The sequence below is a fragment of the Pseudoalteromonas lipolytica genome, from assembly GCF_900116435.1.
GTDB classification, from domain to species: Bacteria; Pseudomonadota; Gammaproteobacteria; order Enterobacterales; family Alteromonadaceae; genus Pseudoalteromonas; species Pseudoalteromonas lipolytica.
This window is the reverse complement of the sequence record NZ_FPAZ01000018.1, coordinates 58,655-74,285: the sequence shown is the minus strand read 5'-3', so window position 1 is coordinate 74,285 and position 15,631 is coordinate 58,655. Positions and strand designations below refer to the sequence as shown.

Annotated in this window: 15 protein-coding genes; 8 read left to right on the top strand and 7 right to left on the bottom strand. The window is 41.4% G+C overall.

The window, feature by feature from the left end:
- Window positions 1-167: 167 nt before the first annotated feature.
- Window positions 168-1,256 (top strand): MBL fold metallo-hydrolase, encoded by a 1,089-nt coding sequence (locus BM378_RS17020; protein WP_074989653.1) that lies wholly within the window; start codon window positions 168-170, stop codon window positions 1,254-1,256.
- 71 nt (window positions 1,257-1,327) lie between these two features.
- Here the strand turns inward: BM378_RS17020 and BM378_RS17015 are convergent, their stop codons facing one another.
- Complete coding sequence (locus BM378_RS17015; RefSeq protein WP_074989652.1) at window positions 1,328-3,580, bottom strand: nitric-oxide reductase large subunit; 2,253 nt, start codon at window positions 3,578-3,580, stop codon at window positions 1,328-1,330.
- A 2-nt stretch (window positions 3,581-3,582) separates the two neighbouring features.
- Entirely contained in the window at window positions 3,583-4,245 is a 663-nt protein-coding gene (locus BM378_RS17010; protein ID WP_036974150.1) for a DUF542 domain-containing protein, read from the bottom strand.
- Window positions 4,246-4,351: 106 nt separating this feature from the next.
- On the opposite strand from BM378_RS17010, the gene BM378_RS17005 reads away from it, so the two are divergent.
- Window positions 4,352-4,792: an RrF2 family transcriptional regulator gene (locus tag BM378_RS17005; protein ID WP_036974153.1), complete on the top strand. Its 441-nt coding sequence runs from the start codon at window positions 4,352-4,354 to the stop codon at window positions 4,790-4,792.
- Between the two features lie 69 nt (window positions 4,793-4,861).
- On the opposite strand, the gene BM378_RS17000 is transcribed toward BM378_RS17005, so the two are convergent.
- Together BM378_RS17000 and typA are read right to left on the bottom strand one after the other, a co-directional pair.
- The gene (locus tag BM378_RS17000; RefSeq protein WP_036974155.1) at window positions 4,862-5,281 is read right to left on the bottom strand and encodes a BLUF domain-containing protein; all 420 of its coding nucleotides are present in this window, start codon (window positions 5,279-5,281) and stop codon (window positions 4,862-4,864) included.
- Window positions 5,282-5,720: 439 nt separating this feature from the next.
- Window positions 5,721-7,544, bottom strand: a complete 1,824-nt coding sequence (typA, locus tag BM378_RS16995) for a translational GTPase TypA (RefSeq protein WP_036974157.1) — start codon at window positions 7,542-7,544, stop codon at window positions 5,721-5,723.
- Window positions 7,545-8,050: 506 nt separating this feature from the next.
- Between typA and glnA the strand changes: the two genes are divergently transcribed.
- From glnA to BM378_RS16970, 5 genes are all read left to right on the top strand, one after another.
- Window positions 8,051-9,457, top strand: a complete 1,407-nt coding sequence (glnA, locus tag BM378_RS16990) for a glutamate--ammonia ligase (protein ID WP_036974159.1) — start codon at window positions 8,051-8,053, stop codon at window positions 9,455-9,457.
- A gap of 123 nt (window positions 9,458-9,580) precedes the next feature.
- Window positions 9,581-10,102, top strand: a complete 522-nt coding sequence (locus BM378_RS16985) for a DUF4124 domain-containing protein (RefSeq protein WP_374027190.1) — start codon at window positions 9,581-9,583, stop codon at window positions 10,100-10,102.
- A gap of 78 nt (window positions 10,103-10,180) precedes the next feature.
- Window positions 10,181-11,251 carry a nitrogen regulation protein NR(II) gene (gene glnL, locus BM378_RS16980; RefSeq protein ID WP_036974163.1) on the top strand — a complete coding sequence of 357 codons (1,071 nt, stop codon included), beginning with the start codon at window positions 10,181-10,183 and terminating at the stop codon, window positions 11,249-11,251.
- A gap of 20 nt (window positions 11,252-11,271) precedes the next feature.
- Complete coding sequence (gene ntrC, locus BM378_RS16975) at window positions 11,272-12,657, top strand: nitrogen regulation protein NR(I) (RefSeq protein ID WP_036974166.1); 1,386 nt, start codon at window positions 11,272-11,274, stop codon at window positions 12,655-12,657.
- A 25-nt stretch (window positions 12,658-12,682) separates the two neighbouring features.
- Entirely contained in the window at window positions 12,683-13,141 is a 459-nt protein-coding gene (locus BM378_RS16970) for a cyclic nucleotide-binding domain-containing protein (protein ID WP_036974168.1), read from the top strand.
- Here BM378_RS16970 and BM378_RS16965 read toward each other — a convergent pair.
- The 3 genes from BM378_RS16965 to BM378_RS16955 form a co-directional block, all read right to left on the bottom strand.
- Window positions 13,130-13,939, bottom strand: a complete 810-nt coding sequence (locus BM378_RS16965) for an arylamine N-acetyltransferase family protein (protein ID WP_074989651.1) — start codon at window positions 13,937-13,939, stop codon at window positions 13,130-13,132. The genes BM378_RS16970 and BM378_RS16965 overlap by 12 nt on opposite strands.
- A gap of 67 nt (window positions 13,940-14,006) precedes the next feature.
- Entirely contained in the window at window positions 14,007-14,669 is a 663-nt protein-coding gene (locus tag BM378_RS16960; protein WP_036974172.1) for a hypothetical protein, read from the bottom strand.
- Between the two features lie 57 nt (window positions 14,670-14,726).
- The gene (locus BM378_RS16955) at window positions 14,727-15,014 is read right to left on the bottom strand and encodes a hypothetical protein (protein ID WP_036974174.1); all 288 of its coding nucleotides are present in this window, start codon (window positions 15,012-15,014) and stop codon (window positions 14,727-14,729) included.
- Window positions 15,015-15,250: 236 nt separating this feature from the next.
- Between BM378_RS16955 and BM378_RS16950 the strand changes: the two genes are divergently transcribed.
- A complete protein-coding gene (locus BM378_RS16950; protein ID WP_036974175.1) occupies window positions 15,251-15,631 on the top strand; it encodes an RNA-binding S4 domain-containing protein in 381 nt (126 codons plus the stop codon).

The window sequence follows — 15,631 nt, the reverse complement described above, 5'->3', positions numbered from 1 at the left end:
ACAGTGAGCAGTTAGATGCTCTCGGCACCGACATTTTTTAAATAAATTAAATCACTAAGCCTACAATATCGTAGGCTTTTTTATTGTTACGTCTTGTTACCTTTCGATGATTTACCCGGTATGTTAATTTGCTACACTGTGCGCAAAGTTTAAAAGTTAGTCACCTTATGCAGAACCACCTTAAAGTTATAATTGCTGCGGCGCTACTCAGTGCCTGCAGTAGTCCAAACACAGTTAATGTTATAGCAGGGCAAGAGTCTGTTATACCTTTGCACAATGAAGGTGAGCGAGCTGGTCGCTATCACAACCTGTATCCCGGTGATAAACACTACCCAACAACCTGTACTGATGATTGCTATCCCGAGACCGAGTTACTTCAATGTAATGACACTCCTTTACACTGTTTATATCAAGGTCAGCAGAATCCAGCGTCGATTAACACCGGTTTTACTGTACGTTGGCTTGGGCATGCCAGCTTTATGATTGAGACACCTAACGGCGAGCACCTGCTATTTGACCCCGTCAAAGAGCAGTTTGATTCACCGGTCGATTTAGCCTTTAAGCTTGCTGGCGGCATGTATCGCAACCCCGGATTTTGGCCCACAAAAAATGAGCTAAATCAGATTGATGCTGTCATGTATTCACACATCCACTACGACCACTTCAATAAAGCCGACATCGAAGAAATTGGCAATCAGCCCCGCTATTTAGTGCCCCTAGGCGTCGCTGATAACTTTCCAACAGGTGGTTTTAATATTAGTGAGATGGCGTGGTATGCCAGCACCCCAATTAATGATTTAACAATACATGCTGTGCCAGCGCACCATTTTAGCAGTCGTGTGTTAGTGCCATTTATCTACGAAGATAACAACAAAGATTTATGGAATGGTTGGTTACTTGAGCAAAATGGGAACACACTATTTTTTGCAGGGGATACCGGCTACTCACAGCATTTTAGCGATATTAAGCAAAAGTATGGTGAAATAGATGTGTGCTTAATGCCAATCGCATCTTACTATCACGAAGAAAATGGTAAATGGTATCGCTATGTGCATACCACACCCGAAGATGCCTTGAATGCAGCACGTGAATTAAGTTGTAAAGTAATGATCCCATGGGGTTATGGTAATGCAAGTTGGCAAATGGGCGACCATTCAAGTCACTCAGCATTACTGCGTTTACTACACATGTCTCATAACATGAATGAACCTGTTCCCCTGTATATTTTAAATGAAGGTGAGCAGGTTCGTTTATAACATTCCAAAATGGGGGTGAGTTATTACCTCACCCTCATTTTATTTATTACAGTGAGTGTGTCTCTTGCGCTTCAAGCACTTTGGTTGCAGGTTTGCTTTGCAAAGACCCCTTTAACGACTTGCCAACTAACGGCAAATGCGCCAACAATAAACACCACATCACCAACCGTTCTTACCCATCTTAGTATCACCAAGGTGTCACTTTGTAGTAGCGCTTCAGAGCGTGCATACCACAACCCTTTAGAAGCACTTGCAAAGAACTGAATGATTCCAATAGGTAATAAACTGGTAAATAGCATTAATGCTAAACCGATATTCATCCACCAAAAAGCAGTTTTCATTAAAGTGTCATCAAATTGAAGATGAGGACGAATATAACGCAGTACTAACAAGGTAAAGCCAAGAGCTAAAAAGCCATACACACCAAATAATGCGGCATGAGCATGGGTAGCCGTCGTATTAAGACCTTGTACATAATAAAGTGAAATAGGTGGATTAATTGAGAACCCTAATACGCCGGCCCCTAACATATTCCAAAATGCAACAGCGACAAAAAACATTAATGGCCACTTTATTTTTAGCATCCATGGAGTACGGTTTTTTAATTTATAATGCTCCCACGCTTCATGACCAAGCACAATTAACGGCACTACTTCCAGCGCACTAAAGGTTGCTCCCACAGCCATTACAGGGGTCGTTGTACCAGAGAAATATAAGTGATGGAATGTGCCTGGCACACCGCCTAATAAAAACAGCGATGCAGACGCCAATGACGCAATTGTTGCCGAACGTTTAGAGACTAAACCCATATTATAGAAAATAAAAGCCAGCGCAGCGGTTGCAAAAACCTCAAAGAAACCTTCTACCCATAGGTGCACAATCCACCAACGCCAGTATTCCATTACCGAAATATGCGTTCGTTCACCATAGAAAAACCCAGCAGCGTAAAACAGCCCGATTGCCACCACTGAAGCCGTAAATAATGCCAGTAGGTTTTTATCTCCTTCTTGTTTAAATACCGGAACAATTGCACGTAACATTAGCAGCAGCCAAAATGCGACGCCTGTAAATTTACCAATCTGCCAAAGTCGGCCTAAATCAACAAACTCGTACCCTTGATGTCCCAACCAAAAGCTTAACTCGGGAGGCATAATTTGCGCGATGGCTAAAAAGTTGCCGATAAATGACCCAACCACGACGATAATTAGCGCCCAGAAAAGAATATCAACACCTATTTTTTGAAACTTAGGATCTTTACCGCCGTTAATAATCGGCGCTAAAAATAAACCTGCAGCTAAAAATCCTGTCGCAATCCAAAATAATGCCGATTGAATATGCCATGTTCTTACTAGGCTATAAGGAAACCATTCTGAGGTATTGATGCCATAAAATCCCTGCCCTTCAACAGTATAGTGCGCAGTAAATCCACCTAATAAGACCTGGAACGTAAAGAGAGCAACAATTAAAAATAAATACTTACCTAATGCTTTTTGAGAAGGCGTTAAATTAAAGCTCGCTATTGGATCGTCTTTTGGAGCCTCAGGGGGAGCCTCGTCTTTATGTAAAAATGACCATGCCCAAATCAATCCACCGACACCTGCAATCAGTATCACAACACTAACAATTGACCAGACAATGTTTTCAGCGGTCGGTTTATTATCAATCAGTGGCTCATGCGGCCAGTTATTAGTGTAGGTTGCATCCCCATCAGGGCGCTCTGTCGATGCGGACCATGCCGTCCAAAAAAAGAACTCAGTTAGACGCTGACGACGCTCAGGATCAGGAAGTGTCACCTCTTTCATTGCATAGTTTTTACGTGTTTGCTGTAATGCCTCAGCCCCTCCAAACAAATCGTTGTAGTACTGCGCTGTTTGCTTAATTGCCGCTATCCGACGCGTCGTTAAAGTAACCGTATCAGATTGTTTATCATACGTATTAGTACGGTACTCTCTCTTTACTTCCCACAGCAATGGTTGCTTTTGCTGCTCAGTTAACTCATCAAAAAGCACACCATATTGCGCTTGTGCAGCAATATCTAACCAATTAATAATCTCACGGTGAAGCCAATCAGCAGTCCAGTCAGGCGCTTGATAAGCACCATGCCCCCAAATTGAGCCTAGTTGCATTCCTCCTACTGATTGCCATGCAGTTTGACCATCTAAAATCGCCTCTTTACCTGTGTACAGCTCCCCCGATGTGGTGACATATTTTGCAACTATAGGAGGGGCAACTCGGTATACCTCTTTACCAAAGTAACCCAAAATAGCAAATGTAACAGCAAGAACAGCAAACAAGGTCCACCATAACTTTTTGTATTCTCTCATTTCTATCGTCCCTCAACCCGTGCGAACAAAATAGCGTTCTCAATATGAATATGCATATTCAAATCGCTAATAAATGCCTGCAACCCTAAATACAAAGCCGTCCATGTATTACATGCTCCCGCATGCAAAGTGACATCGTTTGTTAATTGGTAGATTTTCTCTATTTCTGCGATATGGGCTTCATGATCCGCCATCATTACGCTAATTGGCCCACTGACCATGGCAGGGATTGTATCGGCTTGCAGCATTGGAAAGAGGATAAGCTCTTCTTTTTGCATATGATCTTCTAACTCTACATACATATTCTTCAAATGATTCGCTAAACCATTAGGACAATTAGGCTTATCAAAATGCACCTCCTCAACACGCTCACTTAAACGTATCAACTCTTCAAGCTGTACTCGGTGAACACGGTGATAACGAGTCAGAATATGCTCAACCAATTCCTTATTACTCAGGTTGTGGTAATCAATAGCGGTTTGCCTGCTTAGCAAAACCTCTATGTCTGAAATGATTTCTTCGCGATCAATATTTCGTTTTTCGATAACGTCTGACAACACCAGATGCCCCTGACAACAAAAGTTTATTCGGTGCGCAAAAAAGAGTGCTGTTGCACCGGGAATTTCTGTCGCAATTTTACTGATAGGCCAATTTAAGTAATTCATATAACACCCCTATTTAAACATGCATTTGAAATGAATCTTTAAGAAGTTTACACACGTTTATTAAAGATGTAAAATAGATGCATATTTAAAATTTTAGAGTCTCACTATGAATGTCACTCGTTTTACAGATTATTCACTGCGTGTTTTGATTTTTACTGCCTTACATAATGGTGAACTTGTGACCATTAAAGAGATCGCTGAAAAATACGAAATCTCAAAAAATCACCTCATGAAAGTAGTGCAAGAGCTAAGTAATAGAGGCTATTTAATTGCGACGAGAGGAAAGAATGGCGGTATCCGCTTAAGCAAAGATCCCACCGAGATTAACATTGGTGAGTTAGTGCGCTTACAAGAGCAAGGGTCTACGTTGGTGGAATGCTTTGGTAATGACAATCAATGTGTTATCACCCCCGCCTGTCAACTTAAACAAATATTTGCACAAGCAATGGAGGCTTTTTTCCTTCATTTAGATAACTATACACTCGCAGATCTGATCACCCCAAAACACGCAAATCAGCTCTCTCAACTGCTAAAAATAGAAAACTAAACTCACATTTTAGCGCACTCAAAGGTGTAAGTATTCCTGGAGTGTCATGGCAGTGACACTCCATTTGGGTTATTGATTTACTAATGTATCCCTCAGTGCCATCATGAGTTTATGTGCACTGCCTCCTGACATTGCTAACGGATCGAATTCGCTGGTGCCTGAGTATTTTAAATTAAGCGGTGTGGTTATTTTTGAATACGGAATATAACCCATTGACCAGTTTTCGAACTCCCTTTCGTAAATTTCGCAGTAATTCAGCATAATAATATTTCGATGCCGATTATCATTTAAGATCTTATGATAGGTTGCATTTACCGCCTGTCGAGATCCCTCTAGGCACTGTAAAAAGTACGAACTATTAAAACACAGCAACCCTGTTACATTCGACGCATGATTATTTTTCTGTGCTTTTTCAATGATATCCTCAATATCACTCGGCCCAAATCCTTCACAAACTTCACTCGTATAAATAAGCCTGACTAAATACATCCTGATCTCCTTCAAGGTAGATTTAAAAAGATAGTACAGATAGAGGCTTTAGCAAAAAAGTGGCAACTTGCGGTTAGAGGTTAGAGGTTAGAGGTTAGAGGTTAGAGGTTAGAGGTTAGAGGTTAGAGGTTAGAGGTTAGAGGTTAGAGGTTAGTGGTTAGTGGTTAGTGGTTAGTGGTTAGTGGTTAGTGGTTAGTGGTTAGTGGTTAGTGGTTAGTGGTTAGTGGTTAGTGGTTAGTGGTTAGTAGACAAGTAATTAATTTATCAATAGAAATAAAATACGCCACCCCTTAGTAACAACAAAAACCAGTAACAACAAAACGAACATTTGTGAGTGTGATCTTACGGCTGACAGCAAAAAACAAGTCTCCTTAAACAAAAAAGCCGCCGTATTTTGCAATACGACGGCGTGTTATTTTGCGTGAGCTAAAAGCGTAAATTAGCCTTTAGAAGCACGGCTCGCACGTTTACGATCACTTTCAGTTAAGTGACGCTTACGAATACGAATATTTTCAGGTGTTACTTCTACTAACTCGTCATCATCGATAAACTCAAGCGCTTGCTCAAGTGTGTAGTTCAATGGTGGTGTTAATGTTTGCGCTTCATCAGTACCTGATGCACGAACGTTCGTTAGCTGCTTACCTTTAAGTGCGTTTACAGTTAGGTCGTTATCACGGCTATGAATACCGATAACCATACCTTCGTAAACTTCTACACCGTGACCGATGAATAGCTTACCGCGCTCTTGAAGGTTGAATAATGCGTTAGTTAACGCTTTACCTGTTGCGTTAGCGATCATTACACCATTTTTACGTAGACCGATGTTACCGCCTTTATGAGGACCGTAATGATCAAACGTGTGGTACATAAGACCTGAACCTGATGTAAGCGTCATGAAATCAGTTTGGAAACCAATTAAACCACGGCTCGGCATCATAAAGTCCATACGCATACGGCCTTTACCATCTGGCGCCATGTCAGTTAGTTCACCTTTACGCAGACCAATTTGTTCCATGATAGAACCTTGGTGCTCTTCTTGACAGTCAATCGTTACTGTTTCGTACGGTTCTTCTAATACACCATCTACAGTGCGTAAGATTACTTCTGGACGAGAAACAGCAAGCTCGTAGCCTTCACGACGCATGTTTTCGATTAAGATACCTAAGTGAAGTTCACCACGGCCTGATACACGGAAGCTATCTGGGTTGTCAGTTTCTTCAACGCGTAATGCAACGTTGTGAACAAGCTCAGCTTGTAAACGCTCAAGGATATTACGTGATGTTACGAACTTACCTTCTTTACCCGCAAATGGCGACGTGTTTACAGAGAACGTCATTGTTACTGTCGGCTCATCAACTGATAGCGGAGGTAACGCTTCAACGTTAGAAGGCGCACACACTGTATCAGAGATTTTTAATTCGCCGATACCTGTCACAGTTACGATATTACCCGCATAACCACGGTCTGTATCAATTCGCTCAAGACCTAAGTAGCTTTGAACCGCACCAATTTTACCATTACGTTTTGTGCCATCAGCACTGATAATAGTTACTTGTTGGTTAGGCGCTACAGAACCACGCTTGATTCGGCCGATACCGATTACACCTACGTATGAGTTGTAATCAAGTTGAGAAATCTGCATTTGGAAGTCACCTTCAGGATCTGCATCCGGTGGTGATACTTCGTCAACGATCATCTTGAACATAGGTTCCATGTTGTCAGATGGTTCGTCTAAATCTAATGTTGCCCAGCCGTTGATAGCTGATGCGTAGATAACTTTAAAGTCTAACTGTTCGTCAGTTGCACCAAGGTTATCGAATAAATCAAAGATTTGATCCATAACCCAATCAGGGCGTGCACCCGGCTTATCAATTTTATTGATAACAACGATTGGCTTCAAACCTTGCGCGAACGCTTTTTGCGTTACGAAGCGCGTTTGTGGCATTGGACCTTCTTGAGCATCAACAAGTAACAATACTGAGTCAGCCATCGAAAGTACGCGTTCAACTTCACCACCGAAGTCGGCGTGTCCTGGGGTGTCTACGATATTGATGTGGTAATCATTCCAAGAGATGGCTGTGTTTTTAGCCAAAATGGTAATACCACGTTCTTTCTCAATGTCGTTTGAGTCCATCACGCGCTCTTCATTACCGCCGCGTGTTTCTAATGTGCCTGATTGCTCAAGCAGTTTATCAACCAAAGTTGTTTTACCGTGGTCAACGTGGGCGATAATCGCTATATTTCTTAACTTTTCGATGCTCATATTTTTTCTCAGAGAAATTGAATCTCATTGATCCTGCAAGATCTACGCACTCACCTGCATTTTCAACAGATGTCTAAGCATAGGATTTAAAAGGGCGCATATTATCCCTTAATAATGGCATGGATGAAAGTTTATCCAATACAATTTTATAAACTTTCTTCAGGCTTTTTATAAGTATCTGTTTTATAAATGACAATTTTATTAATTTTATCTTTAATCGAACATCAAAACTGGTAAAAAATCACCTTTTTAGCAATATTTTGGCACTAAAGTACATTTCGTTTATGCTATCTAGGGTGGCTAATCGTTGTGCAAATACAACAGGTAAGCATAACGCACCACAATGAACATTTTACGCACCAAAACAGTGCAAAAATAATTAACAAAATGCGCTTTATTTTATTTTTATAAGCCTAAACAAGGCGTTAAAAATTTGGCATGAAACCAGCTTACATAGAACAAAAGCAATAATGCAGCAAAAATAAAACCCAACAATTGGAGGACACATGTCACAATCGGTTTTAGATTTTATCAAAGAAAATGACGTTAAGTTCATTGATTTACGCTTTACTGATACCAAAGGTAAAGAACAGCATGTTTCTATTCCTCATCATCAAGTTGATGAAGACTTCTTTGAAGACGGCAAAATGTTTGACGGTTCTTCAATTGCTGGTTGGAAAGGTATCAACGAATCAGACATGGTATTAATGCCTGTTCCTGAGTCTGCAAAAATGGACCCATTTTCTGAAGAAGCAACTTTAATCGTACGTTGTGACGTTGTTGAGCCTTCAACACTTCAAGGTTACGAGCGTGACCCTCGCTCTGTTGCTAAACGTGCAGAAGAGTACATGCGTTCAACTGGTATCGCAGACACAGTATTATTTGGCCCAGAGCCAGAGTTCTTCCTATTTGATGACGTTAAATACAAATCAGACATGTCTGGTTCTATGTATAAAATCGACGACATCGAAGCGGCTTGGAACTCAGATAAAGATTACGAAGGTGGCAACAAAGGTCATCGTCCAGGTGTTAAAGGTGGTTACTTCCCATGTTCACCAATCGACTCATCTCACGACTGGCGTTCAGCAACGTGTTTAGTTCTTGAAGAGCTAGGCCAAGTTGTTGAAGCACACCACCACGAAGTAGCAACTGCGGGTCAAAACGAAATCGCAACACGCTTCAATACAATGGTATTAAAAGCTGACGAAATCCAAGAGATGAAATATGTTATCCATAACATGGCTCACCTTTATGGTAAAACAGCGACATTTATGCCTAAGCCGCTTGTAGGTGATAACGGTTCTGGTATGCACTGTCACCAATCTTTAGGTAAAGATGGCGTGAACATCTTCGCTGGTGACAAATACGCAGGTCTTTCTGAAGAAGCGCTTTACTACATCGGTGGTATCATCAAGCACGCTAAAGCAATCAACGCATTCGCTAACGCGTCAACTAACTCGTACAAACGTCTTGTACCAGGTTTCGAAGCGCCAGTAATGCTTGCATACTCTGCACGTAACCGCTCTGCTTCAATCCGTATCCCTGTAGTACCATCTGCAAAAGGACGTCGTATCGAAGTACGCTTCCCTGATCCAACAGCAAACCCATACTTAGCATTCTCTGCAATGCTTATGGCTGGCCTTGACGGTATTCAAAACAAGATCCACCCTGGCGATGCAATGGATAAAGACTTATACGATCTACCTGCTGAAGAAGCAGCTGAGATCCCACAAGTTGCCTCTTCACTAAGCGAAGCACTTGCTGCTTTAGATGCTGACCGTGAGTTCTTAAAAGCAGGTGGTGTATTCACTGACGACCTAATTGATGCATACATCTCACTTAAGAACAAAGAAGTTGAAAAACTTAACATGACAACTCACCCAGTTGAGTTCGAAATGTACTACAGCGTTTAATACGTCGTAGACAGTAAATAATTAATGTGTGTTCTCAAGCCCGCTTTGGCGGGCTTTTTTAATGGTAATTAGGCGTGTTCTCCTCTACAGTTTTAATTACATAAAAAAATGCAGGGTCGCAGGGTGAAAAGAACAACTTTATTGGTATTTTTGTTACTATCAGTAAGCTTTTTTAGTTATGGAACAACAAAAAAAGTGTATTCGTGGAAAGATAAAAATGGTGTTCTAGTATTTTCTGATACGCCACGCCCCGGTGCTACCGAAGTAAAGCTTAATACCCCTAACTTGACCATGCCTGCTACCGACACCAGTATTCTTGATAACACAGCCAGTGCAACACCCGTAAACTTTAAAATCGCTATTTCCTCACCTGAAGACAAAGCAACAGTCAGAGAAAACTCCGGTTCTGTTTATGTTACAACCCGTGTCATTCCTCGCTTTGCAACGGGTTTTAAAGTACAACTTTTTGTAAATGGTGCCCCCCATGGTGAACCAAGTAATAGTTCTACTTTTGCACTACGAGGCGTAAATCGAGGCGAGCACACATTACAAGCCAAACTATTTAATGCGAACAATAAACTCGTTTCGGTCAGTCCAGTTAGCACATTCTACATGCACAGAGCGTCTGTTTTTGGTGGGAATTAATTTTTTCAAACGCGCCTCGCAATGCAAAAGGATTATGCTAAGCTGCACTTAATCGTAACGCACTAAAATGGTGCAACCATGCTCAGTGATACACAATTTAACTCAGAATTGCTCGACAGCATTTGGAAAAATTTAAGTACAGCGGTTATTTTACTTAACCGTGATTTTAAACTTGTTTATGCCAATGATAGTGCCAGTGAGCTACTTGGTTTAGGGCCAAAGCGCATTCTCAACCAACCGTTTGATAACCTGTTTAACTACCACTCTATCGATCTTAAACGCATTGCTCAGTATTCACTCTTTGATGGTGTTGATTGCCACCAGCATAGAGCTGACGTGGTGTTCATCGATTCTCGCCATGCCAAGCTCACAATTAGTACACGCCGAATTACCAATAAAGATGACAATTATATCTTGTTTGAATGCCGCCAGATGGACGATGAAATTCGCCACGATCAGGCCTCAAATCAAATGCATCAGTATCAAGCTGCACGTAATTTAATTCGTGGTTTAGCCCACGAAATAAAAAATCCTTTGGGGGGTATACGCGGAGCGGCGCAATTATTGCAGTATGAGGTTGATCAGCAAGAACGAGATCAATGTGCAGAACTCATTATTGAACAAGCAGACCGCTTACGTGAATTAGTCGACCGTTTACTTGGCCCGAATCAACTGCCACATAAGTCGTATGGCAATATTCACCAAGCGCTTGAGTCTGTCGTTAAATTAAGCATGCTTGATAACAATGCAAATATCACGTTAGTGAAAGACTATGATCCGAGCATACCCAGCGTATATATCGATCAGAGTAAAATTCAACAAGTGGTATTAAACATTATTCGTAATGCACAACAGGCGCTCGTTGATGGGGGAGAAATTAGAATAAAAACCCGTATCAACCATCAACATAGACGCCCTGGTAAAGCACCGAAAAAAACCTTGCTGATCCAAATTTCGGATAACGGTCCAGGCATAGACAAGAGTTTAAAAGAAACCTTGTTTTACCCGATGATTACCAATAAAGAAAATGGGTCGGGTCTTGGCTTATCCATCGCGCAAACGTTGGTTGACCAACATGATGGACACATAGAGTGTGACAGTTGGCCAGGCCATACAGAATTTAATATCTATTTGCCTTTTACGGATTAATGGTTTTTTTTGGAGTAGTCATGAAAACAGTGTGGTTAGTTGATGATGATGCCTCAATACGCTTTGTATTAGAAAAAGCGCTGGCACGAGCAGGATTTGAAACTCAAAGCTATGCCAATGCGCAAGAAGTGCTGAATGCTTTAAAGTTTAGCCAGCCTACCGTGCTGGTGTCTGATGTGCGTATGCCTGGTATGGATGGTATGGCGTTACTAGAAACAATCGCTGAGCAAAACCCTGGGTTACCTGTCATTATCATGACTGCCCACTCGGATTTAGATTCGGCGGTTAATGCGTTTCAAAAAGGGGCGTTTGAATACCTCGCAAAACCGTTTGATTTAGAAGAAGCCGTTTCTTTAGTTGAAAGTGCTTGCCGTGCAAACTCCACAAAGAAAACCAGACGTAAACAAGCACCGCAAACCAATGCCCATATCATTGGTGAAGCCCCTGCTATGCAGGAAGTGTTTCGTGCAATAGGTAAATTATCTGCATCAAGCATGAGTGTTTTAATCAATGGCGAATCAGGCACTGGTAAAGAGCTTGTCGCCAGTGCGTTGCATAACCATAGCCCACGAAAAGAAAACCAGTTTATTGCTCTTAATATGGCTGCCATCCCTAAAGAACTGGTTGAGTCAGAATTATTCGGCCATGAAAAAGGTGCGTTTACAGGGGCCGACAGTATTCGTAAAGGCCGCTTTGAACAAGCGAATGGCGGCACGCTATTTTTAGATGAAATTGGTGACATGCCACTGGATGTACAAACCCGTTTATTACGTGTTTTAGCCGATGGTGAGTTTTACCGTGTTGGCGGGCATCAAAGTATTAAAGTAGATGTTCGTATTATTGCCGCCACCCACCAGAACTTAGAAGACTTGGTAAAACAAGGTAAGTTTCGTGACGACCTATTCCACCGCTTAAATGTGGTGCGTCTTCGCTTACCGGCTCTTCGTGAACGTACAGAGGATATTGAGCGTTTAGCACAACACTTTCTCCATAAAAGCGCCAAAGAGCTGCAAGTCGAAAGCAAAATTTTAAGCCCAAAAGCGACCGAGCAATTGCGATTATTTAACTGGCCGGGTAACGTGCGTCAGCTCGAAAATACCTGTCGTTGGTTAACCGTAATGGCACCTGGAGAGCTTATCAGTGAGCAAGATTTACCACCGGAAATTATCGCGGCAGAACCTGTAGAGCAAGAAGGTGATTGGCTTGAAGCTTTCCAACAATGGTTAAACCTCGAGCTTAAACAAGGGAAAGAAAATATTTGGCCCGCGATTCAAGCTCAACTGGAAACTCGTTTAATTAAAACCGCACTGGCAAATTGTGCAGGCCACAAACAAGAGGCTGCGGTTAAAATTGGTTGGGGGCGCAATACATTGACCCGCAAGTTAAAAGAGCGCAATATTAGCTAATTTTGCGTTATAAACGATGTAAGTAATGAAGTTAATCGAACATATTCCGCTTATTAAGCAGATGGAAATTATTAACCGATTGGCGTTCTTTCGGGAGTTTACCCTGAGTGAACGACAGGTGTTATTAGAATCTTTCAGCCATTTGTATTTAGTACAACAAGGTCGAGCTGTATTTAAACAGTTTGATAATGACAAGCGACTCTATATTGTTTTGAGTGGTTCATTAATCATCTTTAAGCAAAGCCATTTGCTTGAGCTCGGCACCATTGAACCAGGTGAGTTTATTGGTGAAGGCGCATTTATCAATAATCGCGAGCGCAGTACTAGCGCCCGCGCTAAAGTGGATACTATTTTACTGGCAATCACACCGGAAGCCCTCACCCGTTTGCCTAACGTGATACGCGAAAAAATTAAAGACCGCATCATCGAAGGCATGAGTGAGCGTATTATTAAACTGAGTAACTTCCTCGAATCACGCGGCTAATACATAGCGCTCCATTAACCATGTAGACGTTGCTTTGCTTACATTTAAAAGAAATGTGTCTGTAAGTAATGTATGTAATTGCTCACGTGATTGAATAACCTGTTGCGTATGAACTGCTGATGTTTCGTGCCAATAATGCAGTAGATTATTTCGAATAAGCCAGCGTTCACCCTTTTCAATACGAGATACAACAAGGTTGTTAACAAATGCAGCGTCTGGATGGTGATGACTATAGAAATGAGCGATTTCGCAATCACTCTCATAGAATTGAGCCAGTTCAACGCGGTATAAATGCTGAGCATTTGGTAAAACTTGCCTCACATCAATTAGCCTGTCACGTCGGCTAATTTCATATAAGTTCACACCTTCACTGACTCGTGACGACTGATCAATTGGCAATGCGATTACCGGTGTACTTACCCCAAAGCCAACATCGAGCAAATAGTGTTTACCCTCGAGTGTCAATTTTGTTAATCGGTGCGAGCGAGGGTTTTCTTCACGGCCGTTAAGCATCACCCGCGCTATGAGTATTTCAACATCAAAACCGAGTGCGACCAACGCAAGAAAGAAGATCTTGTTATGTTCAAAGCAATAACCTCCTTCTTGTAAATTAATTAAACGTGAAAACACTTTATCGTCATCAAGGCTCAGTGATTTAGCCTGTAATGCATTGACACTGCTGAAACTATAGCGAGCTAAATGCGCCGCTTGTAAACGCTCAATCAATGCAAGATTTCTGTCTTCATTAATGTAATCAATAGCCAAAGAATTTAGATAATGTTTAATGTAGTTTTGCATGGCATGTCCTTATAAGTAATGATGACAGCCATGCTAAAACCTCAAGTTTAGTTGAGGTAAAGATTTTTTAGTCCATATAGACTATTTGCAACGAGCAATTTAACCAACTAGGCTGATTAACCCTAATAGTATATCGATAGGTATCTGTTGGCTTTTCACCAAAAGGTGTACTTACATAGGGTGTTGAATGGCTGTAGGTCTGTGAATAGTTTTTATAATAAATAACCAGATAACCGTACAGATAATCCCACTTAAGTGATACTGGGGTCCCGCCAGGAAGCACAAACTCGGCGTGCTTCTCGGTAAATGTCACCATCAGTCCATTAAACTTATCCTCATCGCAGTGTGTTGTGAAAACACGATTAGGCAGAGAAATTTCATCCTCCTCACTCGGTGCTTTTAAGTAAAAGCCAATATTGCCATGATTGTAAAAGTGATTTGCGGCGGTGGTGTATTTGATCTCAGGCTGATAACCCAGTCGCTGCATGATGCCAGCTAAGATCTCAGTCTGTTCAGTCAAAATTTTATCTTCGGATAACATCAAAGTCGCGTCGCCAAACTCTCGCGGCACACTCAGTTGCGTGTATTTATAAGGTAAACGCTGAGCACTTAAGGCTAAATCGAGCTGAGCTTGCTGCTGTGCGTCTAAGTTTTCTGTATAAACATAAACAGTTGGCTGTTGGCAACCAACTAACAATAGCAGCACACACCAAATATACATCCTGTTCATACTATTCCCTCCAATAGATTACAAATGTAGTCTATTAGAGAAAAGCTGATTAATCAACTAATTTAAATGGTGACTTAGCCATTTATCAACACTGCGTCGAGTGTAAAGAATATCTTTAAATAAGCGGTGAACCTGATACTCAAGTAACTCTTCTTTACTCTTCTCTCCATAGGCAAGCTGGCTGTGGTTATCATTAAAACGCGAAATTAATGCAAAGCCTTGTTCTGATTTATCAGGCTGCGCTTTCATTGTTTGGGTTAATAATGCACGCACATCATCTGCTGCAAGTAACGATGTATCGTCTAACCCCATTAGTTCTTTTTTCAGTACTGACCTAACGCCCATGACGACTTCTCCTGAACGAATAATAAATAAAACGACGTTGCATTTAGCAAGTAGCGCACCATATCGAGACGCGCGCAGTGTACTTATGAAATACTGCAGTTTTCTTACGACTCTGCAAAATACGTCATTATTTTTTGTGCTCATTTTTTAAGTATGTGAAGCGCTTAAAAATTTAACCTTGGTTCAATCCAGTGCTAGGCTTTATAATGGCTGCGATTAAATTATGAGAGACCAACATGAACGAAGATTTCATCGAAATTGAGCTTGAAGAAGAGCCAATAGAGTTATGTAACTTACTTAAAGTGCTCGATTTAGTTGAGACAGGTGGCCAAGCAAAGACCTTAATCGGTGAAGGTTATGTTGGAGTTAACTATGAAATTTGTACAATAAAACGGAAAAAATTATACAGTGGCGACGTACTTTCGTTTGATGGTGAGCAATTTCAATTAACCTTAAGTGAAGATGCAATACCGAACCCTCGCCCAGAAAAACAACCTGAGCAACAACGACAGAACGCCCCGCAAGAGAGCAGCGCATCAACAGCCAAAAAACGTAAGCGCACTAAAAAGCCTAAAGTAGACGAAAAAACAGGTCGTCGCCCTATTTCTTTTGGTTAG